Genomic DNA, 26,428 nt, shown 5'->3' with positions numbered 1-26,428 from the left:
CGGGCCGTGTACACGGCCCGCCGCCCCTCACGTGTGTGGTGTGCCCTACAGCGCCTGCGCCGCCGGTTTCACCATGCCGCGCACCGTGCGCGACTTGACGAACTGCCCCATACCGGTCATTTCCCACTCGCCGGTGAACTGCTTGATGAGCTTGGCCATCATGACGCCCGTCTGGGCCTCGGCGCTGGTCAGGTCGAAGCGGACCAGCTCCTCGCCGGAGGCCGCGTCGATCAGGCGGCAGTACGCCTTCGCCACCTCCGTGAACTTCTGGCCCGAGAACGAGTTCACCGTGAAGACCAGGCCCGTGACGTCCTGCGGGAGGCGGCCGAGGTCGACGACGATCACCTCGTCGTCACCGCCGCCCTCGCCCGTGAGGTTGTCGCCGGAGTGCTTGATCGCGCCGTTCACGATCGACAGCTTGCCGAAGTAGCAGCTGTCCACGTGGTTGCGCTGCGGTCCGTACGCGATGACGGAGGCGTCCAGGTCGATGTCCTTGCCGCGGAACGCGGGCTCCCAGCCGAGGCCCATCTTGACCTGGGAGAGCAGCGGCTTGCCGCCCTTGACCAGCGACACCGTCTGGTTCTTCTGGAGGCTGACCCGGCCCTTGTCCAGGTTGATCTTCCCCGAGCCGGGCGCGGGCGCGGCGGGCGCCGGGGGAGCGGCGGCCGGCGGGGGCGGGCCCTGGACCGGCTGTCCCACCGGGGGAGCCATCGGGGCGGCGGGCGCGGCGGCCGGAGCGGCCGGGGCCGGGGCGGGCTCCTCGACCGAGACGCCGAAGTCCGTCGCGATGCCCGCGAGGCCGTTGGAGTACCCCTGGCCGACCGCGCGGGCCTTCCACGCGCCGTTGCGGAGGTAGATCTCGACGATCACCAGGGCCGTCTCGGAGCCGAGCTGCGGCGGGGTGAACGTCGCGAGGACCGAGCCGTCGTCGGCGTTGCGGATCGTGGCCGTGGGCTCGACGCCCTGGAAGCTCTGGCCGGCCGCGTCCGGGCTCGCGGTCACCACGATCTTCTCGATGCCGGACGGCACGGAGGCGGTGTCCACGGTGATCTTGTCGGGGGTCGTGCCGCCGCCCGACTGATAGGTCACACCGGGGCCGGAGGGCTGGTTGAAGAAGATGAAGTCGTCGTCGGAGCGCACCTTGCCGTCGGCGGTGAGCAGCAGGCCCGATACGTCGAGCCGCACCGGAGCGGCGACGTCCACCGCAACGCGGGCGGCGGTCAGCGGGATGTTCGAGCCGGGGGTCATAGCTGTCATGCCAGAGGTAACGAACGACCCCGCTTTGCCGTTCCCTTACCCGCGCAAGGTTTTTCTCAGCCGCGGTTACGAGGGTGCGCCCGCGCCGACCGTTCGTTGCCGCGCTTGTAGTTGCCGGTCCAGCGGGCCATGACGAGCTGCGGGTCCCCGCCGGCCACCTCCGCGAGGAACTGTTCGGCGCGGGGGCCGCGCAGCGTTCCGGCGGCGCGTGCGCCGTGGGTGATGACGACGGCGCCGTCGGCGCGCTGTTCGTAGGTGAATCCATGAGGTCTCGGCATGGCCGGGAGCGTATGTCCCGGCCATGCCGCCGCGGTAGCGGATTACGGCACGACGACGATCTTGCGGCCCACCCCGGCGGCGAACCGGTCCAGCGCCCGCGGGTAGTCGTCCAGCGGCAGCCGGTCGCTGATGAAGACCTCCGGGTCGAGGACGCCCGCCGCGAACAGCTCGGCGGCCCGCTCGTAGCTGTGCAGGACCGCCATCGAACCGGTGATGGTGATCTCCTGGTTGTAGATCCGGTATGGGTCGATGGTGACGCGTGTGGCGTAGTCGGCGACGCCGAACTGCAGGAAGGTGCCCGCCTTGGCGACCCGGTCGAGGCCGTCCTGGATGGCGGCCGCGTTGCCCGTCGCGTCGATCACCACGTCCCAGCCGTCGGGCCGGTCCAGCTCGTCGGCGCCGGCCGCCGACGCCGAGACGCCGAGCCGCGCCGCCGTGGCGAGCCGCTCCGGGTTGACGTCGACCACGTCGACGCTCGCGGCGCCGGTCCGCTTGGCGAGCTCCAGCATCATCAGGCCCATCGTCCCGGAGCCGTAGATCAGCACGTGCGCGCCGAGCCGGGACCGCAGGACGTCGTAGCCGCGCACCGCGCAGGACAGCGGCTCGATGAGGGCGGCGTCCTGGGTGCGTACGTGATCGGGCAGGCGCACGCAGTTGGCGGCGGGCGCGAGGGCGTACTGGGCGGCGCCGCCCGCCGTGGTCACCCCGATGGCGGCCCACCGTTCGCACAGGTTGCCCCGCCCGGCCCGGCACTGGCGGCACTCGTGGCAGTGCAGCGAGGGGTCGACGGCGACCCGGTCGCCGATGCCGAGCCCGGTGACGTCGCGGCCCCGCTCCACGACGGTGCCGGCGAACTCGTGGCCGGGCACCACCGGCAGCGTCGGCGCGAACTCGCCCTGGCGGATGTGGAGATCGGTGCCGCACAGGCCGCACGCGGCGACCTCCACGACGACGTCACGGGGTCCGGGCGCCGGGTCGGGCACCTCACCGACGACGACCTTGCCCACCGATTCGACGATCGCGGCCTTCATTTCACGGCTCCCAACGACAGGCCCTGGACCAGCTTGTCCTGGGCGGCGAACCCCGCGGCGAGCACCGGCAGGGAGATCACGAGCGACGCGGCGCACACCTTCGCCAGGAACAGGCCCTGGCTGGTGATGAAGCCGGTCAGGAAGACGGGCGCGGTCTGGGCGACGACGCCCGTGAGCACCCGTGCGAAGAGCAGTTCGTTCCAGCTGAAGATGAAGCAGATCAGGGAGGTCGCGGCGATGCCCGGCAGCGCGATGGGCGCCACTACGCGCGCGAGGACGGTCGGCAGCCGTGCCCCGTCGATCCGCGCGGCCTCGATGACCGCCTTCGGCACCTCGGCGAGGAAGGACTGCATCATCCACACCGCGATCGGCAGGTTCATCGAGGTGTAGAGCAGGACGAGCAGCCAGATGTTGTCGAGCAGCCCGGTGTTCTTGGCGAAGAGGTAGAGGGGCAGCAGGCCCGCCACGACCGGCAGCATCTTCGTCGACAGAAAGAAGAAGAGCACGTCCGTCCACTTCTTCACGGGCCTGATGGACAGGGCGTACGCGGCGGGCAGGGCCAGCACGAGCACGCACAGGGTCGAGGCGACCGAGGCCACGGTGGAGTTGATGAGCGACGGCCAGGGGCTCGCGCCGCCGCCCGCCCCGAAGAACTCGCGGTAGCCGTCGAGGGTGAGCGAGGCGGCGAGCGAGGGCGGGTTGGTGGCGGCGTCCTCCTCCGAGTGGAAGGAGGTCAGCGCCATCCAAGCAATGGGCAGGAAGAAGAGGATCCCGGCGAGCCAGGCGGCCAGGCCGAGTACGGACCCACGCGCGCGGGGACGGGCCTTCACGGGTGCGGCCATCAGCGGGAGGCCTCCTCACGGAACAGGGACGAGACGACCCGCAGCGCGAAGGTCGCGATGACGAGGGAGCCGATGACGACGAGCACGCCGGCCGCGGAGGCCAGGCCGTTCTCGTGCGCCTGGTAGAAGCTCTGGTAGACGGTGTAGGGCAGGTTCGCCGTGCCGAGGCCGCCCGAGGTGAGGGTGAAGACGGCGTCGAAGTTCTGCACGATGTAGATCGAGCCGAGCAGCGCGCCCAGTTCGAGGTAGCGGCGCAGGTGGGGCAGTGTCAGATGGCGGAAGACCTGCCAGTCGCTCGCGCCGTCCATGCGGGCCGCTTCGATCAGCTCGGTGTCTCGGCTCTGCAGCCCCGCGAGCAGGATCAGCATCATGAAGGGCGTCCACTGCCACACCAGGGAGGCCTCGATGGCCAGGAGCGGGGTGTCGGAGATCCAGTCGGGCTGTGCGGCCCCGTCGCCGCCCACCCAGTGCAGCAGGCCGTTGAAGAGGCCGTACTCGGGGTTGTAGAGCACGTGCTTCCACAGCAGCGCGGCGGCCACGGGCACCAGCAGGAACGGCGCGATGAGCAGCGTGCGCACGAGCCCGCGCCCCCTGAACCTCCGGTCGAGGAGCAGCGCGAGGCCGAGCCCGACGACCAGGCTCGCGAGGACGACGGAGGCCGTGAGCAGGATCGTGGTCAGGACGGACTTGCGCAGGCCGGGGTCGGTGAGGACCTCGGAGTAGTTGGCGAACCAGGTGAAGCCGCGGGCGTCCGGGTAGAGGGCGTTCCAGTCGAAGAAGGAGATCACCAGGGTGGCCACGAACGGCAGTTGCGTCACGGCGACCATGAAGATGAGCGCGGGCAGCAGGGGCGCCCTGGTGGCCCAGGCGCGCAAGCGGCCCGGGGTCTTGGCGGCGGGCACGCGCGCGTGGCCGACCGTGGCGGTGCTGGTGGCGGTGGCGGTCATCGTCCCTGGTACTCCTCGGAGATCTTCTCGGCGAGCTTCTGGGACTTGCTCAGGGCCGCGTCGACGGACTGGCGTCCGGCGATGGCCGCGCTGATCTCCTGGGAGACCCTGGTGCCGAGGTCGGTGAACTCGGGGATGCCGACGAACTGGATGCCGGGCGCCGGGCGGGGCTGTACGCCGGGGTCGCGGGGCCTGGCTCCTTCGATGGCGGCGCGGGTGACGTCCTGGAAGGCGGCGGCTTCCTTGCGGTAGGCGGGGTTCGCGTAGGTGGAGGCGCGTTTGCCCGCCGGGACGTCGGACCAGCCGGTCTGCTCGCCGACGAGCTTCTCGTACTCCTTGCCGGACGCCCAGGAGATGAACTTCCAGGCCTTGTCCGGGTTCCGTGAGGTCTTCTGCATGCCCCAGGCCCAGGTGTAGAGCCACCCGGAGCCAGCGGTCCGCACCACGGGGGCGGGTACGTAGCCGATCTTGCCCTTCACCGGGGACCTGGCGGACTCCAGGGAACCGGCGGCGGCCGTCGCGTCGTACCACATGGCGGTCTTGCCCTGGGTGAGGTTGTTGAGGCACTCGGCATAGCCGGACTGCGCGGCCCCGGACTGTCCGTGCTCGCGGACCAGGTCTACGTAGAAGCGAGTTGCCTTTTCGAACTCGGGGGAGTCGAGGCGGGCCTTCCAGTCCTTGTCGAACCACGTGCCCCCGAAGGTGTTCACCACGGTCGTCAGCGGCGCCATCAGCTCGCCCCAGCCGGGCAGGCCGCGCAGGCAGATGCCCTTCATCCCCGGCTCCTCGCCGTCCACCTGGGCGGCGAGCTTCGCCACCTGCTGCCAGGTGGGGCGCTCGGGCATGGTCAGGCCCGCCTTCTTGAAGACGTCCTTGCGGTACATCAGGAAGGACGACTCTCCATAGAAGGGCTGTCCGTAGAGCTTGCCGTCCTGGCCGGTGAGGGACTGGCGCATGGACGGCAGGATGTCCTTCTCGTCGTACGCGGTGTCCTCGCGGGCGTACGAACCGACCTCGTGCAGCCAGCCGTTCCTGGCGTAGATCGGTATCTCGTAGTTGCTGAGGGTGGCGACGTCGTACTGCCCGGCCTGGTTGGCGAAGTCCTGGCTGATCTTGTCGCGGACGTCGTTCTCCGGCAGGACGGTGAAGTTCACCTCGATGCCCGTCTCCTTGGTGAAGTGGGCGGCCGTGAGCTTGCGCAACTCCACCATCTGCGGGTTGTTCACCATGAGGACGTTCAGGGACTCGCCTGAACCGGCCCCGCCCGCGCCGGCCCAGCAGCCGGCGAGCAGCGGGGCGAGCAGCGTCCCTGCGGCGGCCGCGGCGAACGCGCGCGGCCCCCGTCGGCTCGGGGTTCGCATGAATCGCTCCTGGATATAGGGGTGATTTAGGGATGATTGGGGCATGCCGGGGTGTGTGGAGACCTGGGGCATACCGTGCGGGCGGGAGAAGGGGAGGGGCAGGAAGCGGCCGTCAGGCGCGGATGACCTGGGGGCCGAGAAGGGAGTAGCGGTGGGCCTCGGAGGCGGGCAGGCGGCTGCTCGTGACGATCGCGTCCAGGTCGCCGATCCCGGCGAACCGGCAGAAGCTCGTCGCGCCGAACTTGGTGTGCACGCCCAGGAAGACGGTGCGCCGCGACGCCCTGATCGCCTGCGCCTTCACCTCGCTGACCGCCGGGTCCGGCGTCGTCAGGCCGTGCTCGCGGGAGATGCCGTTGGCGCCGATGTACGCCAGGTCGATGACGAACCCGGCCAGCATGCGGGTCGTCCAGTGGTCGACGGTGGCGAGTGTTCCCGGACGGACCCGCCCGCCGAGCAGCAGCACGGTGACGTTCTCCGCCTCCGCGAGGGCGCCCGCGGTGGCCAGCGAGGCGGTGACGACGGTCAGCGCGCGTCCGGCCGCGGTCCCGGGCAGCGCCTCGGCGATCAGCTGGGGCGTGAACCCCTCGTCGACGAAGACCGTCTCGGCGTCGCCGAGCAGTTCGGCCGCGGCGGCGGCGATGCGCCGCTTCTCGGGGACGTGCATGGTCGTGCGGAAGGCGAGGGTGGTCTCGAAGCCCGCGCTCTCCACGGGGTAGGCGCCGCCGTGGGTGCGGCGGACCAGGCCGTGGTCCTCCAGGGCGCGCAGGTCGCGGCGGACGGTCTCCTTGGCGACGCCGAGCTGGGCGGCGAGCGCCGTCACGTCGACGGAGCCGGAGTGGCGGGCCGCGTTGACGATCCGCCGCTGACGTTCCTCCGCGGTCATCGGCGCCACCTTCTTCCCCTGGGTCACAGCGTGCCCGTTCGGGCCCTGTGGGGAAGTTCTACAGCGCGGGCAGGGGCGTGACCAGGTGCGCAGCGGGCGCGATGCTGCCCGCTTGTGCCCGCTCGTCGAGGCGGGGGCCTGCGGCGCGGGCGGCGGGCACGCCCGTTTCGGGTCGAGGGCTGCCCGCTCGCCGCCCGAACCGGCCTACTGGTTCAGTGCGGCCACACCGGCGGGTTGGTGCAGAAGTGGCCGCCCAGGTGCGCGTGGTCGGGGTTGGCGGGGTCCAGTTCGCCCTGCTCGGCGATGAGCTTCTCCGCGTACTGCTCGGAGTCGTCCTGAGGGTCGTAACCGAGCGCCCGCGCCGAGGAGAGGTCCCACCACAGGCGCGTGTTGGCGGACGAGCCGTGGACGACGGTGTGCCGCACGTCCTCGGCGGTGAGCGCCGCGTGGAAGAGCCGCGCGCCGTCGCCGGGGCTCATCCAGACCGACAGCATCCGTACGTTCGTCGGCTCCAGGAAGCAGGATCCGATGCGGACCGAGACGGTCTCGATGCCGTACTTGTCCCAGTAGAACTGGGCGAGATCCTCGCCGAAGGACTTCGACAGGCCGTAGAACGTGTCGGGGCGGTGCGGGGTGTCGACCGGGATCAGCGGGTCGTCGCCCCGCGGGCGCGGAGTGAAGCCCACCGCGTGGTTGGAGGAGGCGGAGACGATGCGCCGGACGCCCTCCGCGCGGGCCGCCTCGTAGAGGTTGTACGTCCCTTCGATGTTGGCCTTCAGGATCTTGTCGAAGGTGGACTCCAGGGAGATGCCCGCCAGATGGAGGACCGCGTCGACCCCGCGCACGGCCTCGCGCAGCGCGTCCTTGTCGGCGAGGTCGGCGGTGACCGCGTCCGGCTCGCCCTCGATGCCGCGCATGTCGAGCAGGCGCAGGTCGTAGCCGTAGGCCGGCAGGAGCCCGCGCATCAGCGTGCCGAGGCCGCCGGCGGCGCCGGTGAGCAGGAGGGTGCGGGGAGCGGGCATGCGGGATCTCCTCGGGGCGGGCATATGTATATCCACGTACAGGATTCACATTTGTAGACACGCTAGGGATCTCGGTCGCGCCGCGTCAAGTCTCTCGCGGAGGCGTCAAATCCGGTCCCGGGCGGGGAGTTCGCCCGCTTGACCAGCCCGAGAGCGCGCCTTAGCGTGGTCGCGTTCAGGGATATGGACACCAATCAGAAACGTGCACGCCTATGCGGCACACGTGCACGCTTAGGGAGAGCCCGTGACGTCAGCCCCTCTCGCTGCTCGACTTCGCGTCCCCAGTGGGCCGTTGTTCTTCCCGGTCACCGCGTACGGACGCGACGGCTCCGTCGACCTGGACGCCTTCCGCGCCCATGTGCGCGGCGGCGTCGAGGCGGGTTGCGCGGCCGTCTTCGCCTGCTGCGGCACGGGTGAGTTCCACGCCCTGACGCCCGAGGAGTTCCAGGAGTGCGTCGCCGCCGCCGTCGAGGAGGCGGCGGGGCGCGTGCCGGTCGTCGCGGGCGCCGGGTACGGCACCGCGCTCGCCGTGCGGTACGCGCGCCTGGCCGAGGAGGCGGGCGCCGACGGGCTGCTCGCCATGCCGCCCTACCTCGTCGTCGCCGGGCAGGAGGGGCTGGTCCGGCACTACACCGAACTGGCCGCCGCCACGTCCCTGGACGTCATCGTCTACCAGCGCGACAACGCCGTCTTCGCCCCGGAGACGGTCGTCGAACTCGCCCGCGCCGAGGGTGTCATCGGCTTCAAGGACGGCCTCGGCGACCTGGACCTGATGCAGCGCACCGTCAGCGCCGTACGCGGCGAGGTGCCGGGCGACTTCCTGTACTTCAACGGACTGCCGACCGCCGAACTGACCGGCCTCGCCTACCGAGGCATCGGCGTGAGCCTCTACTCCTCGGCCGTCTTCTGCTTCGCGCCCGACATCGCGCTCGCCTTCCACCGGGCGTTCAACGCCGGGACCCCGCAGGGCGACACCACCGTCAACCTCCTCATCGACGGCTTCTACCGCCCCTTCGTGGAGCTGCGCACCCTGGGTCGCGGCTATGCCGTCTCCCTCGTCAAGGCGGGCGTACGCCTCGGCGGCCTCGACGTCGGCCCCGTACGCCCACCGCTGCACGAGCCGGCCGACGAACACGTCAAGCGGCTCGCGGAGCTAGTGGAGAGGGGCCGTGAGTTGCTGCGTGATGGGGCTGTCGGTGACGAGGCCGTCGGTGACCTGTGCGACAGGGCCCCCGATGACCTGCGCACCGATGCCGACGGTGGCCCGGAGGCGGGTGCGTGAAGGCCGCCGCGTTTCTCTACCCCTGGGATGTCGTCGGTGATCCCGACGCGCCCGCACGTCTCGCCGCTCTCGGTGTCCGGCAGGTCACCCTCGCCTCCGCCTACCACTCCACGCGCGCGCTGACCCCGCGCCACCCGCGCCACCGGATCGTCACGGCCGCGCACGCCGCCGTGCTCTACCCGCCGGGCGAGCGGTGGCGGGGGCGCGAGCTGCGGCCGTACGCCGCCGGGGACTGGGCGCCGGGCGACGCCTATGGAGCGGCCGCCGAGGCGCTGGCCGCTGCCGGGCTCGACGTGCACAGCTGGGTCGTCCTCGCGCACAACTCCCGTATGGGCGACGACCATCCGGCCACCTCCGTGGTCAACGCCTACGGAGACCGCTACCCGTGGGCGCCGTGCATCGCGCAGGACGCCACGCGCGCGTACCTCGTCGACCTCGCCGCGGAGGCCGCCGTGCGCCCCGGAGCACACGGCACCGAACTGGAGTCGTGCGGCTGGTACGGCCTCGCGCATCTGCACGCCCACGACAAGACCGCGGGCGTCGGTCTCGGCGAGGCGGGCCAGTACCTGATGTCCCTGTGCTTCTGCCCCTCCTGCCGCCAGGGGTACGACGGAGCGGGCCTCGACCCGGACGAACTGGCCGCCACTGTCCGGCGCGCTCTGGAGCCCGTCTGGCGCGGCGAGGCAGAGGACACCGGCTGGGCGGCCGTCGAGAAGCTCATCGGCACGGACACGGCACAGGCCACGCGCGCGTGGCGGGACGAAACGGCCCGCACGCTCCAAGAGGCCGCCATCGGCGCCGTCCGCGCATCCGCCCCGCCGGGCTTCCAGGTGCTGCTGCACGCGGACCCGCTGTCGTACCACTGCGGGGCGAACGCGGGCGTGGACCCGGCGCACATCCTCTCCGTGGCCGACGGCGTGGTCGTGCCGTGCACGGGCGGCGCGCGGGCCCTGACGCCGTTCGCCGAACAGGCCGGGGCCGGGGCCGTCCTCGCCGCCAACCTCACCGTCGTGCGCGGCATGGGCGGCAGCCCCGCCACGCTCGCCGCCGACGCGGCCCGCGCCGCGGACCTCGGCGCCACGGAACTGCGGCTCTACCACGCGGGGTTGGCCTCGGACGCCGACCTCGCCCATGTCGCGGAGGCCCTGTCGCGCCCGCGGTGATCGCCGCTACGATCCGCGCACCACGAACCGTCGCTCCAGTACCAGGGGACAGAGGAGACAAGGTGCGCAACAAGGGGATATCCGCGCTGGTCTGCGCCGGACTGATGGCGGGTGCCGCGGTGCTCGGCGGCGCGGCACCCGCCGCCGCGCAGGCCACGTCGGCACCCGCCGCCGCGCGGCCCACGGCGGCGGATCGGCAGAGCGAGGCGGCCGACACCGTCCGCGAACGGCTGGAGAAGATACCCGGCATGAAGGTCGTCTCCGTCGCCGACAAGGAGGGCCACCCCCTCTACTCGCTGACGTACGTCCAGCCCGTCGACCACCGCAGGCCCCACGGCGCCACCTTCACGCAGCGCGCCACGCTCTGGCACAAGGCCACGGACAAGCCGACCGTGCTCTACACCGGCGGCTACACCCTCCCCGGCGGCACGGCCTCCCTCACCAGGCTGATCGACGCCAACCAGATCAGCGTCGAGCACCGCTACTTCGCCCGGTCCCGGCCCTCGGGCGCCGCGGGCGACGACTGGTCCAAGCTGACCGTCCGCCAGGAGGCCGCCGACGAGCACCGCCTCACCCGGGCCCTGCGCACCATCGAGAAGGGCAAATGGCTGGGTACCGGTGCCAGCAAGGGCGGCATGACGGCGACCTACCACGAGCGTTTCCACCCCGAGGACCTCGACGCGGTCGTCGCCTTCGTCACGCCCAATGACGCCAACAACCGTGACGACTCCGGCTACGAGCGCTTCTTCAAGACCGTCGGGACCAAGGAGTGCCGCGACGCGCTGAACGCCGTACAGCGCGAGATGCTCGTACGCCGCGACACACTGCTCCCCAAGTTCGAGGCGGACGCGAAGGCCAACGGCGACACCTTCGAGGAGACCCTCGGCACCACCGACCGCGCCTACGAGTTCGCGGTCCTGGACCAGGTGTGGAACTTCTGGCAGTCCGGCACCGCCGCCGACTGCCCGACCGTCCCCGATGCCAGGAAGGCAGGCGACGACCAGCTCTACGACTGGTCGAAGGAGCACGGCCTGAGCGTCTACCGCGACGAGGACCTCGGCGTCAACGGCTCCGGCCCCTACTACCGCCAGGCCGCCACCGAACTGGGCTGGGCCGACCTGAGGTTCAAGCACCTCAAGGGCGTCCGCCACTACCCGGACATCTACCAGCCCAACTCGGTGCTGCCCGCCGCCATGCGCGGCACCTACGACAACAGGACCGTCGCCGACGTCGACCGCTGGGTGAAGAGCCGCGGCCAGCGGATGATGTTCATCTACGGCCAGAACGACCCGTGGAGCGCGGAGCGGTTCACCCCGAGCCACCGCGACTCCTACCGCTACGAGGTGCCGGGCGCCAACCACGGCGCGTCCATCGCCAAGCTGCCCGAGGCCGAGCAGGCGGAGGCCGTCGCCACCATCAAGCGCTGGGCCGGCGTGAAGTAACCCGCCCCCGGGGTCTCAGCAGGGGCGCGGCGATCAGCAGCCGCGCCCCCGCGAGGACCGCCAGCAGGAGGCGGAAGTCGACGCACTCCACGAGGGCCGCGCCCGCCGCGACGCCGACCGCGGTCGGCGCGAACATCAGCGTGTTGGCGGTCGCCGCCACCCGGCCGAGCAGCTCGTTTGGGGCCTCCCGCTGCACCGCCGTCAGCCCGGCGATCAGTACGCAGGGCAGCCCGACGCCGTTCGCGAAGCTCCCCGCGAGGACCGCCGCGTCGCTCGGCAGCGCGCTCAGCACCGCCGCCACGCCGGTCAGCACAGTGCCCGCGCCGCCGAACCGCCACGCCCCGAGCCGCCGCGTCAGCGCCCCCGACGCCACGCCCACCGCGACGGAACCGGCGCCCTGCACGACGTACAGCACACCCGTGTACGCGGGTGAGTGGCCGAGCCCCTCCACGATCGCGTACACCGTCGCGCCGCTGATCCCCGACGTCAGCATCGTCAGGCCGCCCGCCACCACGAGGGGCCGCAGCCGCTCGTGCCCCCACAGGTAGCGGGCCCCCTCGGCGGTGCGGGCCCGCAGGGACGCGCGCTCGCGCACCGGGGCGGCCTCCCGCACCCGCAGCAGCGCGTACATGCCCGCGGCGAGTACGAACGTGACGGCGTCCAGGAGCGCCACCCGGGCGCCGCCGTACGCGGCGAACAGGCCCGCACCCGCGAGGGGCGCCACCAGCTTCATGCCCTCGTTCGCCGACATCCGCAGGCCGTTGAAGTCGCCGAGCAGCTCCTTGCCGACGGCCGTCGGGACCAGGGCGGCCTCCGCCGCGTCCGTGACGACGCCGCACGTGCCGTACACCAGGAGCACGGCGAAGAGGATCCAGAGCCGTCCCGCGCCGTCCACGGCGAACAGGGACAGGAGCAGCGCGCCGAGCGCGAGGTTGGCGGCCACTAGGAGCGGTCTGCGGCGCGTGCGGTCGGCGAGCGTGCCGAGCAGCGGGCCGATGAGGGTGGGCGCCCAGAGGGCGAACTGGCAGAGCGCGGCGAGCCCGTCGGAACCGGTCAGCTCCTTCACCCAGATGCCGGAGGCCAGCCACAGCGCGGAGGTCCCGAAGCCGGAGACCACCACCGCGCCGAGATAGAGGCCCGCGTCGCGGTCCCGCAGGACGCGCCCGATCGTCGATGTCATGCCAGGTGATGCTGGTTTCTAAGGCCCCCGGGGCGGAATCGGGCGCTTTCCCTACCGCGGACCGATGAGTTCGGGGAGCGGGGCCGGTCACCAGAGGAGACGTACCGAGAAAGCTGCCTTAAGTCCTTAGTGGAGGCCCTCATGACCGATGACACCGTGTCCGGTGACACCCTCGACCTCGGCCCGCAGGCCCGCCTGGTGGCGCGCCTCGCGGAGCAGGTCACGGACGAGCAGCTCGCGGCGCCCACGCCCTGCCCGGCATACGCCGTGCGGCATCTGCTGGGCCATGTGATCGGCCTCGCCCGGGCCTTCGAGCAGGCCGCGCGCAAGGAGTTCGGGCCGACGCTGGACCAGAACCCCGCGGGCGTCGTGCCGGACGTGGGCCCTGGCTGGCGCGGTGAGCTGCCCAAGGCCCTGGACGCCCTCGCCGAGGCCTGGCGCGACCCGGCCGCCCGGCAGGGCATGACCCGGGCGGGCGGCGTCGACCTGCCCGGCGAGGTCGCGGGCCTCGTCGCCCTCGACGAACTGGTCGTCCACGGCTGGGACCTGGCGCGCGCCACAGGCCAGGAGTACGCGCCCGACGAGGTGAGCCTGGAGGGCGCGCGGGCGCTCCTCGCCCCCACGGGGGAGGGGGACGAGGAGCCGGGCGGCCTGTTCGGACCGCCGGTCCCGGTGCCGGAGGGGGCGCCGCTCCTGGACCGGGTGATCGGCCTGAGCGGCCGCGACCCGGGGTGGCGCGCCGACCGCTGAGGGCGCGTACGTCAGGTATGGATCAGGTAAAGGGTCCGCCCACGGTCTCCCCAGACCCGGGTCAATGCGCGTAGACAGACGTTGACCTGCCCGAACCCTGATGCGGAGACGCAACGTATGCGGAAGTCCCTACGCGTGGCCGGCCTGGCCACGGCTTGTACCGTCGCCGGTGCCGCCCTCTACGCCACCGGTGTCGCGAGCGCCGACCAGGCCGGACCGCGCCCCACCAAGGAGCCCCACAACATCGGCCTCCTCGTCGGCGAGATCGACGCCTACTACGGCGCGACCAAGGGCGCCGACGGCGTGTGGAAGTCCTCGCCCGACAGCCCGTACGCCAAGGACCTGGCCCGCATCCAGGCCAAGGCGAAGAAGGACATGAGGAAGGCCGCGCACAAGACGCGGCACGGCAAGAAGCCCGCGATCGTCCTCGACGTCGACGACACCGCGCTGCTCAGCTTCGACTACGAGAAGTCCACCAACTTCACGTACGACAACGACAGCTGGGACGCCTACGTCAAGGCGGCCAAGCGCCCCGCCGTCTTCGGCATGCCCGAACTGGTGCAGTACGCCAAGAGCAAGGGCGTCGAGGTCTTCTTCCTCACCGGTCTCGCCGAGTCGCAGCGCGAGGGCGCCGTGACCAACCTCGCCAAGGCGGGCTACGCCACGAAGCTCGACCGCGCGCACGTCTTCACCAAGAACAAGCCGAACCCCCCGGCGTACCTGAGCCACTGCGCCACGCCCGCCGCCTGGAAGTGCGACACGGTCCAGTTCAAGGAGGGCACGCGCAAGCACATCGAGTCGACCGGCTACGACATAGTCGGCAGCTTCGGCGACCAGGCGTCGGACCTCGCGGGCGGCTACGCCGACAAGACGTACAAGCTGCCGAACCCGACGTACTTCGTGGGCTGAGCCTCAATCGGCAGTCAGCATGAGCAGTCGGCAGTCGGCAGTCGGCAGTCGGCAGTCGCCAGTCGCCAGTCGGCGGTCGTCAGTCAGTGACCCGAGATAGGTTGCATTCCTGTCTAGGTCGCCATACGGTCTAGGTAGCTCAGACGCTCAAGGGTCCGCGCGGCACGCGCCATTCCACATCCACGCGCTCGTGCCGTGCGGCCCTTTCGGGAAGGGGGATCCCATGACCATCTCGCCGGACTTCTCGGCCGCCGCGACGACCGTCACGGCCGCGCTCGCCGCCTATCTGCTCCTCGGCGAGCCCTGGCTCGGCCGCCGGATGTACGCCTCGCTGGCCCGGCGCAGGGACACCCAACCCCGCGCCCTCGTCCGCTACTTCGGCGTCGTGCTCGTCCTCTGGTGGGCCTTCGCCGCGACCGCGGTCGCCGCCCTGCTCCTCTCGCCCGGCGTCGACGCCGCCGACTTCGGTCTCGCGGCGCCCGAGAGGCCCATATACGCGGTCGCCGGAATCCTGCTCGTCACGGCGATCGCCGCGGCCTCCGCACGGAACTTCCACGACCTCGCCAAGCACGACAAGAACGTGCCGGGCCTCGCCGCCATCGAGGCGATGCTGCCCCGCACCGTCGAGGAGCGCAGGCTCGCGATCGCCGTCGCTGTCACGGACGGCGTCTGCGGCGAGCTCGTCTACCGGGGCCTGCTCATCGCCTTCGGCGTCGGCGCGCTCGGCCTGCCCCTCTACGCCGCGGCGGCCCTCTCCGTGCTCGTCCACGCGGTCGCCGGTCTCTACCAGGGCCGCAAGGGCGTCCTCGTCTTCGCCCTCTTCGGGGCGGTGCTCACCGGCCTCTACCTCGCCACGGGCAGCCTGCTGCTCCCCATCGCCGTGCACGCCGCGCTCTCCGTACGCGATCTGACGCTTCCCGCGCCGGACAAGCTGCGCGCCGCGCCCGCCGCGTGACTCCGTAAGCCATCGGTCAGCCCATCCGTAAGCCCCTCCGCGAGCCCTCGAAAGGCAGCCCCAGTGACAGATCGCCCAGACCGCCGCGCCAGCTGGTTCAAGGGCGTACTCGACCTCCTCGTGCTCGCGAGCCTCACCGACGGGGAGAGCTACGGCTACGAGATCGCCAAGCTCCTCGGCGCCGCCGGCTTCGGCCAGATCAAGGGCGGCACGCTCTACCCCGTACTCAACCGCCTGGAGGAGGCGGGCCTGGTCGCCGCGGAGTTCCGCGCCACCGAGAAGGGCCCCGGCCGGCGCTACTACCGGCTCACCGACGCCGGGCGCGAGACCCTCGGCGAGCAGGGCGGCCTCTGGCTCGCCTTCGACAAGTCCGTACGTGAGGTCCTCGCGAAGGCGGGGGTGGAGGCACGATGAACGCCCGGCACGAGTACGAGCGGGACGGCTATCTCATCGACCTCGCCGAGCGGCTGCGGGCGCACGGCCTGCCCGCCGACCACGTCGAGGCGACCGTCACGGACCTGGCCGCGCACCTGGAGGAGTCCGGCGCCGAGGACGCGGAGGCGGAGTTCGGCCCCGCCGAGGAGTTCGCCCGGCAACTGGCGCCCGAGACGGCCACCTCGGGGACGGCCACCTCGGGGACGGTCACCCCCGAAGGGTCCCCGGAGGGCCGCGTCGAGACCTGGCGCTGGACCGCCGACACCTACGTCGACGAGGAGCTGCTGAACCGCTTCGGCGACGAGGGCTGGGAGGTCGAGCGCGTCGACGCCATCGGCCGCTTCGTCAGCCACCGGGACGTGGCGCGGCCCCAGCGGTGGGAGTACCGCAGGGAGCTGATCACCCGCGGCCGCGAGGGGCTGGACGAACGCCTCGCCCCCGACGGCTGGGAGGCGTGCGGGACCTGGGTGGTCTACGCCTGGTTCAAGCGCCCGAGGGCGGCCAGCCTGGGCCCGGCGGCGGAGATCGCCTCACCGCCGCCGCCCGTGCCGGAACGGTCCAGATTCTTCAGCCGGAAGTTCTACGTACTGCTCGCGGCGTTGGCGGTGGCCGTCGTGGTGGCGGCCGTCGCGGTGGCCGTCGAGGACGGCGACGCGGACTCCGGCCTGGGCTTCGCGGTGGGCCTGCCGGCCGGCGCGGCAACAGTCGCGGCGGCACTGTGGACCACGCAGCGATGGCGAGGCCGCTCCTAGACGAGGCCGCTCCTGGACGCGCCCGCTCCTAGATGGCGAGCGGCGCGCGCCCCGAGAGGGGTCAGCGCTTGAGGGCCGCCTCCATCATCGCCTTCGCGATGGGGGCCGCCAGGCCGTTGCCGCTGACCTCGTCGCGGGCCGCGCTGGACGACTCGATCATCACCGCGACCGCCACCTCCTTGCCGTCGCCGCCCTTGGCGTACGAGGTGAACCACGCGTACGGCGTCTTGCTGTTGTTCTCGCCGTGCTGCGCCGTGCCCGTCTTGCCGCCGACCGTCGCGCCGTCGATCCGCGCGTTCGAGCCGGTGCCCTTCTCGACGACCGTCCGCATCGCGGACCGCAGGCCCTCGGCGGTGGAGCCGCTCATCACGCGCTGGGAGTCGCCGTCGCCGTACTTCTCCAGGACGTTGCCGTCCGAATCCGTGATCTGCGAGACCATGTGCGGCTCGGCCAGCTCGCCGCCGTTGGCGATCGCCGCCGACACCATCGACATCTGCAGCGGCGTCGCCGTCACGTCGAACTGGCCGATGCCCGACAGGCCCGTCTGTGCCTTGTCCATGTCGGAGGGGTACACGCTCTCGGCCGCGCGCACCGGCACGTCCAGCTTGTCCGCGTTGAAGCCCATCTTCTCCGCCATCGCCCTGACCTTGTCCTGGCCCAGGTCGACGGCCATCTTCGCGAAGACGTTGTTGCAGGAGTACTGGAGCGCCGTGCGGATGTCCGCGTTCTCGCAGGGCGCCGACCGGTTCTCGTTCTTCAGGACCGTCGCCGTGCCGGGCAGCGTGTAAGGGTTCGGGCTGTCCGTCTTGGTGTCCACCGAGTCGTAGAGGCCGTTCTCCAGGGCCGCCGCCGCGACGACCAGCTTGAACGTCGAACCGGGCGGCAGGGGCTGGCGCATCGCGCGGTTCACCATCGGCTTGTCCTTGTCGGACAGCAGATCCTTCCACTCCTCGGAGTCCGTGGAGCCGCTGATCTTCGACGGGTCGTACGACGGCGTCGAGACCATGCCGAGGATCTCGCCGGTCTTCGGGTCGACGGCGACCGCCGCGCCCTTGGTGTCACCGAGCGCCTTGTACCCGGCCTTCTGGACCGCCGGGTCGATGGTCGTCACGACGTCGCCGGGGTCGGCGCGCTTGTTGGTGACCGTGTCGAGCGGGTTCTTCAGGCGGTTGTCGGTGCCGTCCAGGAGGTCCTGGTAGATGCCTTCCAGCTGCGTGGCGCCGTACACCTGCGAGCTGTAGCCCGTGACGGGTGCGTACAGGTCACCGTCCTTGTACGTGCGCTTGTACGCGAGGTCGCCTCCCGTCGTCCTCTCGGAGCCGGTGATGGCCTCACCGCCCACGATGATGTCGCCCAGCGGGTTCGCGTACTGCTCGATCGCGTTGCGCCGGTTGTGCTTGTCGTCCGCGAGCGCCTTCGAGTCGTAGAACTGCACCCACGTCGCCCGCACCAGGAGGGCGAGCACGAGCAGCAGTGCGAAGACCGAGGCGCGCCTGATCGTCTTGTTCATCCCACGGAAGGACGAGCGGAGGGGAGGGGTTCGTTCCCTTCTGGTCCGCTTGCGGCCGTTTTCTCAGAAAGTCCTCATGGATCAGTCCGTGTTCATGAAGCCCGCCTCGTACGCCGCGATCACCGCCTGCGTGCGGTCCCGCGCGCCCGTCTTGGCCAGCACGGACGCCACGTGCGTCTTCACCGTCGCCGCGCCGACCCCCATCCGCCCGGCGATCTCCGCGTTGGTAAGCCCCGCGGCCATCAGCCGCAGCACCTCGCTCTCCCGGCCGGTGAGCCGCGCCACCCAGGCGGGTGGCGCGGGCCTGGCGCGCCCATGCTCGGCGGCCAGGGCGCGCACCGCCGCCGGGAAGAGCAGGGAGTCGCTGTGCGCGACGATGCGCACGGCCTGGACGAGCGAGTCCGCGTCCGCCCGCTTGAGCAGGAACCCGGCGGCGCCCGCGCGCAGCGCCTCGTACACGTACGAGTCGTTCTCGAAGGTCGTCACCACCACGACGCGCGGCGGCCGCCGCATCGTCTGGAGGATCTGCTCGGTGGCACGGATGCCGTCGATCTCCGGCATGCGTACGTCCATCAGGACGACGTCCGGCGCCAGCTCCCGTACGACCGACACCGCCTCGGCGCCGGTCGCCGCCTCGCCGACGACCTCGATGCCCGGCTCGGCGGAGAGGATCGCGCGCAGGGCGGTACGCACCATGCGCTCGTCGTCGGCGAGGACGATCCGGATGGCCGCGTTGCCGGGGCCGTCGGGGCCGTCGGGGACGCCGGGGACGCCGGGGTCGTCGGGGACGCCGGTGGGGGCGGGCGTGGTCGTCATGCGTGTCCCTTCAGTGGAAGTCGTACGTCCAGTCGCCAGTCGCCGTCCGCCGGGCCCGCCGAGGCGGTGCCGCCGAGCAGCCGCGCCCGGTCCGCGATGCCGCGCAGGCCGTGGCCGCCGCCGGGGCGGGGAGCGGGGGAGTGGGGAGGCAGGGGGTTCTCGGCCGTGACGGTCAGGTCGGGGCCGTCCAGGGCGATCCGGAGGGTCACGGAGGTGTCGTCACCGCCGTGCCGCAGGGCGTTGCTCAGCGCCTCCTGCACGATGCGGTACGCCTCGCGGGAGACCAGCGGGGGCAGGGCGTCGGGCTCCATGTCGACGGTGGCGCCGACCCGCAGGCCCCCCGCCCGGGTGCGGCGCAGCAGGCCGTCCAGGTCGGCGGCGAGCGTCGGCGCGGGCGCCGTGGAGCGGGCGTCGTCGGCCTCCCGCAACACGCCGAGCACGGCGTCGAGTTCGCCGACCGTGCGGCGCGTGGTGTCCTCGATGGCGGCGAGCGCCTCGCGGACGAACTCCGGGTCGTGGTCGATGACCCGGCGGGCCGCGCTCGCCTGGAGCGTGACGGCGCTCAGCGCGTGGCCCACCGAGTCGTGCAGCTCGCGTGCCAGGCGGTTGCGCACCGCGAGGTCGGCGGCGCGCTGTTCGGCGGCCGCGAGCCGGTCGGCGGGCGTCGGCCCGAGCAGCTCGGGCGCCCAGCGCGCGAGGAGCCCGCCGGCCGTGGCCGCGCACGCCGCGAGCGCCACCAGTGAGGCGCAGCCGATGACCGGGGAGAGCGCCACCATCCAGGGCTCGCCGAAGACCTCGGGCAGGCCGATGCGGCTGTCCCGGAACACGACGAAGAACGGCAGTGTGATCAGCACGCACGCGAACGGCGGCAGCGCGAGCGACATGCCGCTGATGATTCCGCCGAAGCCGAGGTGCAGCGTGAACCACGCGGCGGTCCGCCCGCGCGCCGCCCGCCCGCGCGCGGGCCCCTCGGCGAGGGAGTCGTCCGGGACCGCGCACAGCGCGCGGACGGCGGCCACCGACATCGGCCGGGTCAGCGGGAACAGCGCGGTGATCGCGGCCAGCGGCAGACCCGCGGCGAAAGCGGCGAGTTGAGAGGTCAGCGACCCGAAGATCTGGCCGTCGCCGACGAGCGGCCCGACGATCACGGAGCCGACGAAGACGTACGGCATGGCGAGCGCGCCGCCGAGGATCAGATGGATCCACCGGCGGCGCGCCGCACTCCCGAACAGGGCTGCGGGGAGGGCTGCGGAGAGGGCCTTCACGCCGTGGATCCCGACCGCTCCTTGAGGAAGCGCGCGCCGAGGGCGGCCACGAGTATGCCGATGATCATCTGCACAGAGTAGGCCAGCAGCGTCAGGCCGGTGGGCTGTCGGGAGAGGTCGTCGGCGGGGCCGACGAGCGAGGCGAGCAGCAGCCAGGCGCCCCAGCAGCCGACCGCGCCGGAGCCGATCCAGGTGAGCGCGAGCGGCACCTTGAGCGGCACCGTGAGCGGCATCTTCTTGAGCGGCAGCGCGGGTGCCCGCCGGACGGAGAGCAGCAGGGCGCCCGCCACGGCAGCCACGAGGTAGACCATGTCCAGGCACTCCAGGACGTAGAAGTCGGTGGTGCGTTCCCTGGCCTGTGCCGCGCTGAGTCCGGTGGTGGAGCCGGTGGCCCACAGCAGATGGAGGGTGAGGGGGACGAGCGCGAGCAGCGCGGCGGCGACGGCGCCGACCCGCCGGGGGCGGCCGCGTGGCAGGTCCCGTATGCGGCCGCGCCACAGGTGCCCCCAGCGGTCCCGCGCGTACAGCACGAAGAGGGAGCCGAGGGCGATGCCCTGGAGAATGAAGCCGCTGTAGACGACACCGAAGACCCAGTCATCGAGGAACGGCTCGGCACCGCTCCCCTGCGAGGAGCCCCGTACGCTCCCGCCGAACGCCCTGACCAGCAGCTGCAGCGGAAACCCGGCCATGATCGGCACGAGCAGTCCGGTGGCGCCCCACATCGGCGACACCAGCAGCCAGGCGGGCACCCGCAGACCCCACGGCCGCGTCAGGAGCAGCGCCAGCACGATGACGGTCCCATCCATCAGGACGGTCAGACCGTTGGCGAAGATCATCGCCGTGCGGTGGTCGAGCAGGGAACTGCCCTCGGGTATCCCGAGGTGACTCCCGCAGATCCAGGCGACCTTGAGGGCGAGATAGGGAACACAGGCAACGGTGACGAGGAGCCGCAGCGCGCGGCGGGGGCGGGTGAGGGCGAATGGGGCGGGGGCGGGGGCTGGGGGTGGTGAGGGCGAGGCGGTTGTCGGGGAGGGAGTCGGGGGCGAGGACGCCGGCGTCTGGGGCATGCCTCAACGGTCCCGCCCGGACACTCCCCGCACCTCCTGCGCCACGATGATCCGCCTCCGCCGCACGGCGGAGCCTCAGCCGCCGTTCAGGACGAGAGCGGCCCGGTCGTTCTCCAGTCCTCAGCCCGCATCCAGCACAAGCACGACCTCCTCGATCTCCGCCCCCCGCGCCGCCGCATACCCCCGCTCCCGCGTGGACTGGCGGAAGCCGCACTTCTCCAGGACCCGCAGCGAGCCGACGTTGTCCGCCGCCGCGCGGGCGTACAGCGGGCGTTCCGGGATCAGGGCGAGCAGCTCGCGCAGGGCGGCGGTGGCCAGGCCGCGGCCCCAGTAGGCGCGGTCGATCCAGTACGTGACCTCGCGCTCGCCCGGCTCCCCGTACACCGCGGCGTTGCCGACCACGTCCCCGTCGGCGAGGACCGTGCGTACGTCGACCCCGGACGACGCGCGTATCTTCGCCCAGTGCGCGTCGAAGCGGTTCCAGTCGGCCGGGTCCTCGGGGGTGAAGGCGGCCATGCGGCTGGACTCGGGGTCGTTCAACTGCCGGAAGAAGACGGGCAGATCGCTGTCGTGGACTTCGCGCAGGCTGACATCCATGCGGCAGAGCCTACGAGGCGTCAGAGCCTGCGCGTCGCCAGGGTCAGCCGGTCACGCGCGTCGAACAGGGCGTCCTTGACCATCTGTTCGTGCGCGGGCGTGAGCCGCGCCACCGGCACCGAGCAGCTGATCGCGTCCCGCGCCGGTGTGCGGTAGGGGATGGCGACGCCGAAGCAGCGCAGCCCGAGCGTGTTCTCCTCGCGGTCCACCGCGAAGCCCTGCTCGCGCACCGTGCGCAGCTCCTCGATGAGCTTCTCGCGGTCGGTGATGGTGTGCTCGGTGAGCGCGGGCAGCGCCTCCGGGAGCATCTTGCGTACCTGCTCGTCGGTGTGGGTGGCGAGCAGCGCCTTGCCGAGCGAGGTGGAGTGCGCGGGCAGCCGGCGCCCCACGCGGGTGAAGGGCCGCAGGTAGTGCTGCGACTGGCGGGTCGCGAGGTAGACGACGTTCGTGCCGTCGAGCCGCGCCAGGTGGATGGTCTCCGTGGTGTCGTCGGAGAGCCGGTCCAGGGTCGGCCGCGCGGCGGCCACCACCTCGTCGCCGTCGATGTACGAGGTGCCCACCAGCAGGGCGCGTACGCCGATGCCGTACCGTGTGCCGGTCGCGTCCGTCTCGACCCAGCCGAGGTCGACCAGGGTGCGCAGCAGCATGTAGAGGCTCGACTTCGGGTACCCGACCGCCTCCTGGACGGCGGCCAGGGAGTGCATGCCGGGACGGCCCGCGAAGTATTCGAGCAGCTCCACGGTCCGCACGGCGGACTTGACCTGCGCACCGCCTCCGGTCTCGCCAGCCGACATCGCCCTTGACCCCTTAGATCGCCGAGAAATAGTCTCCGAGTCCCCGCCCATTCATCAGCAGAGACAGCGTTCAGTATATCGAACGCCCTGGTGAGTGGCGTACCTCTGGCAGTACTTCTGGCAGTACTTCCGGCATTACCTCTGGCATTACCTCTGGAAAGGGAATCCGCGGTGGCAGCAGCACCAGTCTGGAGTGTCGACCCCCGAACCGGGAAGCAGCGCGAGCAGGTTGCGGTGGAAGCCACAGCCGAGGAGGTCGGCCGCGCCGTCCTCGCCGCCCGTGACGCGGCGCCCGCCCTCGCCGACCGCGCGGTCCGCGCCGCCTTCCTGCGCACCGCGGCCGAGCTGCTCTCGGAGGCGAAGGACCACCTCGTGGAGGCCGCGGACGCGGAGACCGCGCTCGGCTCCGTCCGTCTCACCGGCGAACTCGCCCGCACCTGCTACCAGCTGCGGGCCTTCGCGGACATAGTCGACGAGGGCGCCTTCCTCGGCGTCGTCATCGACCACCCCGACGCCTCCGCGACCCCGCCCATCCCGGACCTGCGCCGCTACAAGATCCCGCTCGGCGTCGTCGCGGTCTACTCGGCGTCCAACTTCCCCTTCGCCTTCTCCGTGCCCGGCGGCGACACCGCGAGCGCGCTCGCCGCGGGCTGCCCCGTCGTCGTCAAGGCCCACCCCGACCACCCGGGCACCTCCGAGCTGGTCGCCTCCGTGCTGCGCGGGGCCGCGGCGTGGCACGGCATCCCGGAGGGCGTCCTCGGCCTGGTGCACGGCTTCGAGGCGGGCGTCGAGCTGGTCAAGCACCCGCTGGTCGCCGGCGCCGGGTTCACCGGCTCCATCCGCGGCGGGCGCGCCCTCTTCGACGCGGCCGCCGCGCGGCCCGTGCCGATCCCCTTCCACGGCGAGCTGGGGTCCCTCAACCCCGTCGTCGTCACCGAGGCCGCCGCCGCCGAGCGCGGCGAGCAGATCGGCGCCGGCCTCGCGGGCTCGATGACGCTCGGCGTCGGCCAGTTCTGCGTCAAGCCGGGCCTGGTCCTCGCCCCCGAGGGCGCGGGCGGCGACCGGCTCGTGAAGTCCCTGACCGAGGCGGTCGGCGACACCGAGGCCGGGGTGCTCCTGGACCACCGGATGCGGGAGAACTTCGTCGCCGGGGTGCGTGAGCGCGCCGAACTCCCGGAGGTGGAGGCCCCGGTGACGCCCGGCGCCGACGGCGAGCACGCCGTCAGCGCCGGCTTTCTCACGGTCCCGGCAGCGCGGCTGACGAGCGAAGGGGCGTACGACGTGCTCCTGGAGGAGTGCTTCGGCCCGGTCACCGTCGTCGCGCGCTACGCCGACGACGCGGAGATCACCGCCGTCCTCTCACGCCTGCCCGGCAACCTCACCGCGACCGTGCAGCTCTCCTCCGACGAGGCGGCGGGCGTCAGCGACCGCGGCGCCGAGCTGGTCGCCGAGGTCACCCCGCTCGCCGGTCGCGTACTCGTCGACGGCTGGCCCACCGGCGTCGCCGTCGCCCCCGCCCAGCACCACGGCGGCCCCTACCCGGCGACCACGTCCACGTCGACGTCCGTCGGCGGCACGGCCATCGAACGCTGGCTGCGCCCGGTCGCCTACCAGAGCACCCCCGAGGCCCTGCTCCCGCCCGAACTGCGCGACGCCAACCCACTGGGGCTGCCGCGCCGGGTCGACGGCCGACCGGAACACTGACCGGCCGGGCGCCGGCTCAGACCACCACGCGACACCCCGTGGCCGCCGCGCGTCCGATCGCGTCCAGCAGCCGGTGGTGCCGGGCCGCGTGGGCGAAGTCCGGGGTGTGGGCGGTGCCCTCGGTGAGGTCGGTGTGGATACGGGCGTACCGCGCTCCTACGTTGTACGCCACCTCGTACGAGGGCAGCCCGCGCAGCTCGTCCAGTTCCGGGATGTCGAAGTAGCGGGCCGGTACGGGGAGTCCGGTGAGGCCCGTGTCCGTGCCGCGACCGCCGCGCACGGTCACCGCGGCCTGCTGGAGGTGGCCGGAGTCGCCCGTGACGACGAGGTCCCCGTCCGTGCCGTTGATCTCCCAGTGGAAGTTCGTGCCCCGGGACAGACCTGAGCGGAAGTGCGCCGTGGCGACGGCGCCCGACTCCAGGCGTCCCGAGACGGCGACCTGGTCGGCGGCCGTCATCGGCGCGGCGCGCCCCGTGCCCGACTCGCGCACGACGGGGCGCCGCGTCGCCAGGGTCGCGGAGACCTCGGTGAACTCCCCGAGCGCCATGGTCACCGCGTCGACGGTGTGCCCGAAGGGGATCGTCAGCATCGTGGCGCCGTTCTCCTCGTCCAGCAGATACGCGCCGCCCGGCTCGAACGTGGGCCCCCACCCGCGTCCCGAGGCGACCAGGCTGGTCGACAGGACCTCGCCCACATAGCCGTCGGCGACCAGATCCCGTACATGCCGGACCGCGGGCGCCGAGCGGGCCTGCAGGCCCACGAACGTCCGTACCCCCGTCCGGTCCGCTGCCGCCGCCAGCTCCTCGGCCTCGGCGAGGCCGTTGCCGAGCGGCCACTCGCAGAGCACCGCCTTGCCCGCGTCGAGCGCGGCGAGGACCACCGCGCGGTGCAGCGGCACGCGCACGCTCACCACCACGAGGTCGACCTGGTCGCTGCGGACGAGTTCCTCGGTCGAGCCGAAGGCCAGCGGCACCCCGTACTTCTCGCCCGCGGCCCGCGCGGAGTCCTCGCTCGACGCGGACAGGGCGCGCAGCTCGTACCCCTTGAGGCGGGTCAGCGCGGGCAGGTGGGAGCGGGGTGCCCAGCCGCCGCGGGCGGAGAGGCCGACGAGGCCGACGCGGACGGGCGGGGGAGGGGAAACAGCGGTGGAAGTCATGATCGGGACCGTAGGACGGACCGCCCGGTCACCCGCAAGGGACCCAACTATATTTTGGAAACCATGACTGGTCAGCCCCGCCATGACACCGCCCCCGGACCGCCCCGCCACGACATCTACGGCCTGCTCTGCCCCGGCCGCGCGATCTTCGAACTGCTCGTCCACAAATGGACGGGCCTCGCCATCACCGCCCTGGAGGACGGCCCGCGCCGCTTCGGCGAACTGCGCCGCAAGCTGGAGGGCGTCAGCCCCAAGGCGCTCACCCAGACCCTGCGCCGACTGGAGGAGAACGGCCTCGTCCTGCGCACCGTCCACGCCGAGGTCCCGCCCCGCGTCGAGTACGAACTGACCGAACTCGGCCGCGGCGCCCTGGAGCCGCTCGCCCACCTGCGCACCTGGATCAGGTCGAACACGGGAAAGTTCTCGGCGGGGGAATGAGCCGCTTTGCCCGTACGTTGACGCCCTGAGCGGAGGCTCCCTCCGCAGCGCCCTGACGTACGACCTGAAGAGAGCCACACATGCGCGTCGAGATCTGGAGCGACATCGCCTGCCCCTGAACCACGGGAACCATAGGTTACCGCGAAGCTCTGACCAGGGGCTATGACCAGGCAACGAAGGGCCCCGCCCATGCGCCACGGGGGAACGACGCACGAACGGGGCCCAGGCACCCTAGGGCCGGGGTGCTGGTCCCGACCGAAGGGGATCTAGGGGGTGGTACTGCGGGCAATCAACACGGTGACCACTGCGGCCCACGTGATCCACGCGATGAACACGAGAAGCCACCTCACAGCCACTCACCCGGCTGAAACGCGTAGTCCCGCGTGATGACCTCTCGGTACCCCGTGTGCTCCGGATTGACCTTGAGATGATCGGCGGCCCACGCGCTCCCGTCCTCGGCCCGCTCGCTGGCAGCGCTGCCCTGCTCGCACCCGAACGTCTTGCACTCCATGTGGGTCAGCACCGAATCTGACGCTGTGTCCGGCCGCAAGGTGAACGACCGGAACCGGAACGTGCGCGTTGCTCCCATCA

Annotated in this window: 27 protein-coding genes; 10 read left to right on the top strand and 17 right to left on the bottom strand. The window is 72.0% G+C overall.

The genetic code is table 11. The annotated features are described in order from the left end of the window. Positions 1-45: 45 nt before the first annotated feature. The 8 genes from ACWDZ7_RS37285 to ACWDZ7_RS37250 form a co-directional block, all read right to left on the bottom strand. Complete coding sequence (locus tag ACWDZ7_RS37285; protein WP_451803189.1) at positions 46-1,248, bottom strand: TerD family protein; 1,203 nt, start codon at positions 1,246-1,248, stop codon at positions 46-48. A 65-nt stretch (positions 1,249-1,313) separates the two neighbouring features. Continuing rightward, positions 1,314-1,535, bottom strand: coding sequence for a hypothetical protein (locus ACWDZ7_RS37280; protein ID WP_451803186.1), 222 nt, complete (start codon positions 1,533-1,535; stop codon positions 1,314-1,316). A gap of 42 nt (positions 1,536-1,577) precedes the next feature. After that, on the bottom strand, positions 1,578-2,567 hold the full coding sequence (locus ACWDZ7_RS37275) for a zinc-dependent alcohol dehydrogenase family protein (protein ID WP_451803185.1): 990 nt from the start codon (positions 2,565-2,567) through the stop codon (positions 1,578-1,580). Continuing rightward, positions 2,564-3,409 carry a carbohydrate ABC transporter permease gene (locus ACWDZ7_RS37270; RefSeq protein ID WP_451803184.1) on the bottom strand — a complete coding sequence of 282 codons (846 nt, stop codon included), beginning with the start codon at positions 3,407-3,409 and terminating at the stop codon, positions 2,564-2,566. Before ACWDZ7_RS37270 ends, ACWDZ7_RS37275 begins: the two co-directional genes overlap by 4 nt. Further along, complete coding sequence (locus tag ACWDZ7_RS37265; protein ID WP_451803183.1) at positions 3,409-4,356, bottom strand: carbohydrate ABC transporter permease; 948 nt, start codon at positions 4,354-4,356, stop codon at positions 3,409-3,411. Before ACWDZ7_RS37265 ends, ACWDZ7_RS37270 begins: the two co-directional genes overlap by 1 nt. After that, entirely contained in the window at positions 4,353-5,717 is a 1,365-nt protein-coding gene (locus ACWDZ7_RS37260; protein ID WP_451803182.1) for an ABC transporter substrate-binding protein, read from the bottom strand. Before ACWDZ7_RS37260 ends, ACWDZ7_RS37265 begins: the two co-directional genes overlap by 4 nt. A 112-nt stretch (positions 5,718-5,829) precedes the next feature. Continuing rightward, positions 5,830-6,600, bottom strand: coding sequence for a DeoR/GlpR family DNA-binding transcription regulator (locus ACWDZ7_RS37255; RefSeq protein WP_451803181.1), 771 nt, complete (start codon positions 6,598-6,600; stop codon positions 5,830-5,832). A 212-nt stretch (positions 6,601-6,812) separates the two neighbouring features. Then, positions 6,813-7,622 carry an NAD-dependent epimerase/dehydratase family protein gene (locus ACWDZ7_RS37250; protein ID WP_451803180.1) on the bottom strand — a complete coding sequence of 270 codons (810 nt, stop codon included), beginning with the start codon at positions 7,620-7,622 and terminating at the stop codon, positions 6,813-6,815. A 244-nt stretch (positions 7,623-7,866) separates the two neighbouring features. On the opposite strand from ACWDZ7_RS37250, the gene ACWDZ7_RS37245 reads away from it, so the two are divergent. The 3 genes from ACWDZ7_RS37245 (at position 7,867) to ACWDZ7_RS37235 (ending at position 11,509) form a co-directional block, all read left to right on the top strand. Continuing rightward, entirely contained in the window at positions 7,867-8,904 is a 1,038-nt protein-coding gene (locus ACWDZ7_RS37245) for a 5-dehydro-4-deoxyglucarate dehydratase (protein WP_451803179.1), read from the top strand. Further along, on the top strand, positions 8,901-10,067 hold the full coding sequence (locus tag ACWDZ7_RS37240; protein ID WP_451803178.1) for a hypothetical protein: 1,167 nt from the start codon (positions 8,901-8,903) through the stop codon (positions 10,065-10,067). Before ACWDZ7_RS37245 ends, ACWDZ7_RS37240 begins: the two co-directional genes overlap by 4 nt. A 62-nt stretch (positions 10,068-10,129) precedes the next feature. Further along, positions 10,130-11,509 (top strand): S28 family serine protease, encoded by a 1,380-nt coding sequence (locus tag ACWDZ7_RS37235; protein ID WP_451803177.1) that lies wholly within the window; start codon positions 10,130-10,132, stop codon positions 11,507-11,509. Here the strand turns inward: ACWDZ7_RS37235 and ACWDZ7_RS37230 are convergent. Continuing rightward, positions 11,484-12,689, bottom strand: coding sequence for an MFS transporter (locus ACWDZ7_RS37230; protein WP_451803176.1), 1,206 nt, complete (start codon positions 12,687-12,689; stop codon positions 11,484-11,486). The genes ACWDZ7_RS37235 and ACWDZ7_RS37230 overlap by 26 nt on opposite strands. 141 nt (positions 12,690-12,830) lie before the next feature. Here ACWDZ7_RS37230 and ACWDZ7_RS37225 point away from each other — a divergent pair, with 141 nt between their 5' ends. The 5 genes from ACWDZ7_RS37225 to ACWDZ7_RS37205 all read left to right on the top strand — a co-directional run bounded on the left by ACWDZ7_RS37225 (position 12,831) and on the right by ACWDZ7_RS37205 (position 16,490). Next, complete coding sequence (locus ACWDZ7_RS37225; protein ID WP_451803175.1) at positions 12,831-13,439, top strand: TIGR03086 family metal-binding protein; 609 nt, start codon at positions 12,831-12,833, stop codon at positions 13,437-13,439. A gap of 117 nt (positions 13,440-13,556) precedes the next feature. Further along, complete coding sequence (locus ACWDZ7_RS37220) at positions 13,557-14,348, top strand: HAD family acid phosphatase (RefSeq protein ID WP_451803174.1); 792 nt, start codon at positions 13,557-13,559, stop codon at positions 14,346-14,348. 223 nt (positions 14,349-14,571) lie between these two features. After that, complete coding sequence (locus tag ACWDZ7_RS37215; RefSeq protein WP_451803173.1) at positions 14,572-15,303, top strand: CPBP family intramembrane glutamic endopeptidase; 732 nt, start codon at positions 14,572-14,574, stop codon at positions 15,301-15,303. A 63-nt stretch (positions 15,304-15,366) separates the two neighbouring features. Next, the gene (locus ACWDZ7_RS37210) at positions 15,367-15,717 is read left to right on the top strand and encodes a PadR family transcriptional regulator (protein ID WP_451517515.1); all 351 of its coding nucleotides are present in this window, start codon (positions 15,367-15,369) and stop codon (positions 15,715-15,717) included. Then, on the top strand, positions 15,714-16,490 hold the full coding sequence (locus tag ACWDZ7_RS37205; protein WP_451803172.1) for a hypothetical protein: 777 nt from the start codon (positions 15,714-15,716) through the stop codon (positions 16,488-16,490). Before ACWDZ7_RS37210 ends, ACWDZ7_RS37205 begins: the two co-directional genes overlap by 4 nt. A gap of 61 nt (positions 16,491-16,551) precedes the next feature. On the opposite strand, the gene ACWDZ7_RS37200 is transcribed toward ACWDZ7_RS37205, so the two are convergent. The 6 genes from ACWDZ7_RS37200 to ACWDZ7_RS37175 form a co-directional block, all read right to left on the bottom strand. Then, positions 16,552-18,000, bottom strand: coding sequence for a peptidoglycan D,D-transpeptidase FtsI family protein (locus ACWDZ7_RS37200; RefSeq protein WP_451803171.1), 1,449 nt, complete (start codon positions 17,998-18,000; stop codon positions 16,552-16,554). An 81-nt stretch (positions 18,001-18,081) separates the two neighbouring features. Beyond that, entirely contained in the window at positions 18,082-18,816 is a 735-nt protein-coding gene (locus ACWDZ7_RS37195; protein WP_451803170.1) for a response regulator transcription factor, read from the bottom strand. Further along, positions 18,813-20,081: a sensor histidine kinase gene (locus ACWDZ7_RS37190; RefSeq protein WP_451803169.1), complete on the bottom strand. Its 1,269-nt coding sequence runs from the start codon at positions 20,079-20,081 to the stop codon at positions 18,813-18,815. The genes ACWDZ7_RS37195 and ACWDZ7_RS37190 overlap by 4 nt, the downstream gene beginning before the upstream one ends. Then, on the bottom strand, positions 20,078-21,148 hold the full coding sequence (locus ACWDZ7_RS37185; protein ID WP_451803168.1) for a hypothetical protein: 1,071 nt from the start codon (positions 21,146-21,148) through the stop codon (positions 20,078-20,080). The genes ACWDZ7_RS37190 and ACWDZ7_RS37185 overlap by 4 nt, the downstream gene beginning before the upstream one ends. A gap of 120 nt (positions 21,149-21,268) precedes the next feature. Continuing rightward, positions 21,269-21,745 (bottom strand): GNAT family N-acetyltransferase, encoded by a 477-nt coding sequence (locus ACWDZ7_RS37180; protein ID WP_451803167.1) that lies wholly within the window; start codon positions 21,743-21,745, stop codon positions 21,269-21,271. 20 nt (positions 21,746-21,765) lie between these two features. Beyond that, complete coding sequence (locus ACWDZ7_RS37175; protein ID WP_451803166.1) at positions 21,766-22,539, bottom strand: IclR family transcriptional regulator; 774 nt, start codon at positions 22,537-22,539, stop codon at positions 21,766-21,768. A gap of 171 nt (positions 22,540-22,710) precedes the next feature. Here ACWDZ7_RS37175 and ACWDZ7_RS37170 point away from each other — a divergent pair, with 171 nt between their 5' ends. Then, a complete protein-coding gene (locus ACWDZ7_RS37170; protein WP_451803165.1) occupies positions 22,711-24,243 on the top strand; it encodes an aldehyde dehydrogenase (NADP(+)) in 1,533 nt (510 codons plus the stop codon). Positions 24,244-24,259: 16 nt separating this feature from the next. Here ACWDZ7_RS37170 and ACWDZ7_RS37165 read toward each other — a convergent pair whose 3' ends face one another. Then, positions 24,260-25,399: a Gfo/Idh/MocA family protein gene (locus ACWDZ7_RS37165; protein WP_451803164.1), complete on the bottom strand. Its 1,140-nt coding sequence runs from the start codon at positions 25,397-25,399 to the stop codon at positions 24,260-24,262. A 63-nt stretch (positions 25,400-25,462) separates the two neighbouring features. Here ACWDZ7_RS37165 and ACWDZ7_RS37160 point away from each other — a divergent pair, with 63 nt between their 5' ends. Continuing rightward, on the top strand, positions 25,463-25,837 hold the full coding sequence (locus tag ACWDZ7_RS37160; protein WP_451803163.1) for a winged helix-turn-helix transcriptional regulator: 375 nt from the start codon (positions 25,463-25,465) through the stop codon (positions 25,835-25,837). 346 nt (positions 25,838-26,183) lie between these two features. Here ACWDZ7_RS37160 and ACWDZ7_RS37155 read toward each other — a convergent pair whose 3' ends face one another. Next, entirely contained in the window at positions 26,184-26,426 is a 243-nt protein-coding gene (locus ACWDZ7_RS37155) for a DUF7848 domain-containing protein (protein WP_451803162.1), read from the bottom strand. Positions 26,427-26,428: the final 2 nt, after the last annotated feature.

The sequence above is a fragment of the Streptomyces sp. NPDC003032 genome (assembly GCF_053591415.1).
This window is presented reverse-complemented; position numbering and strand designations above follow the sequence as displayed.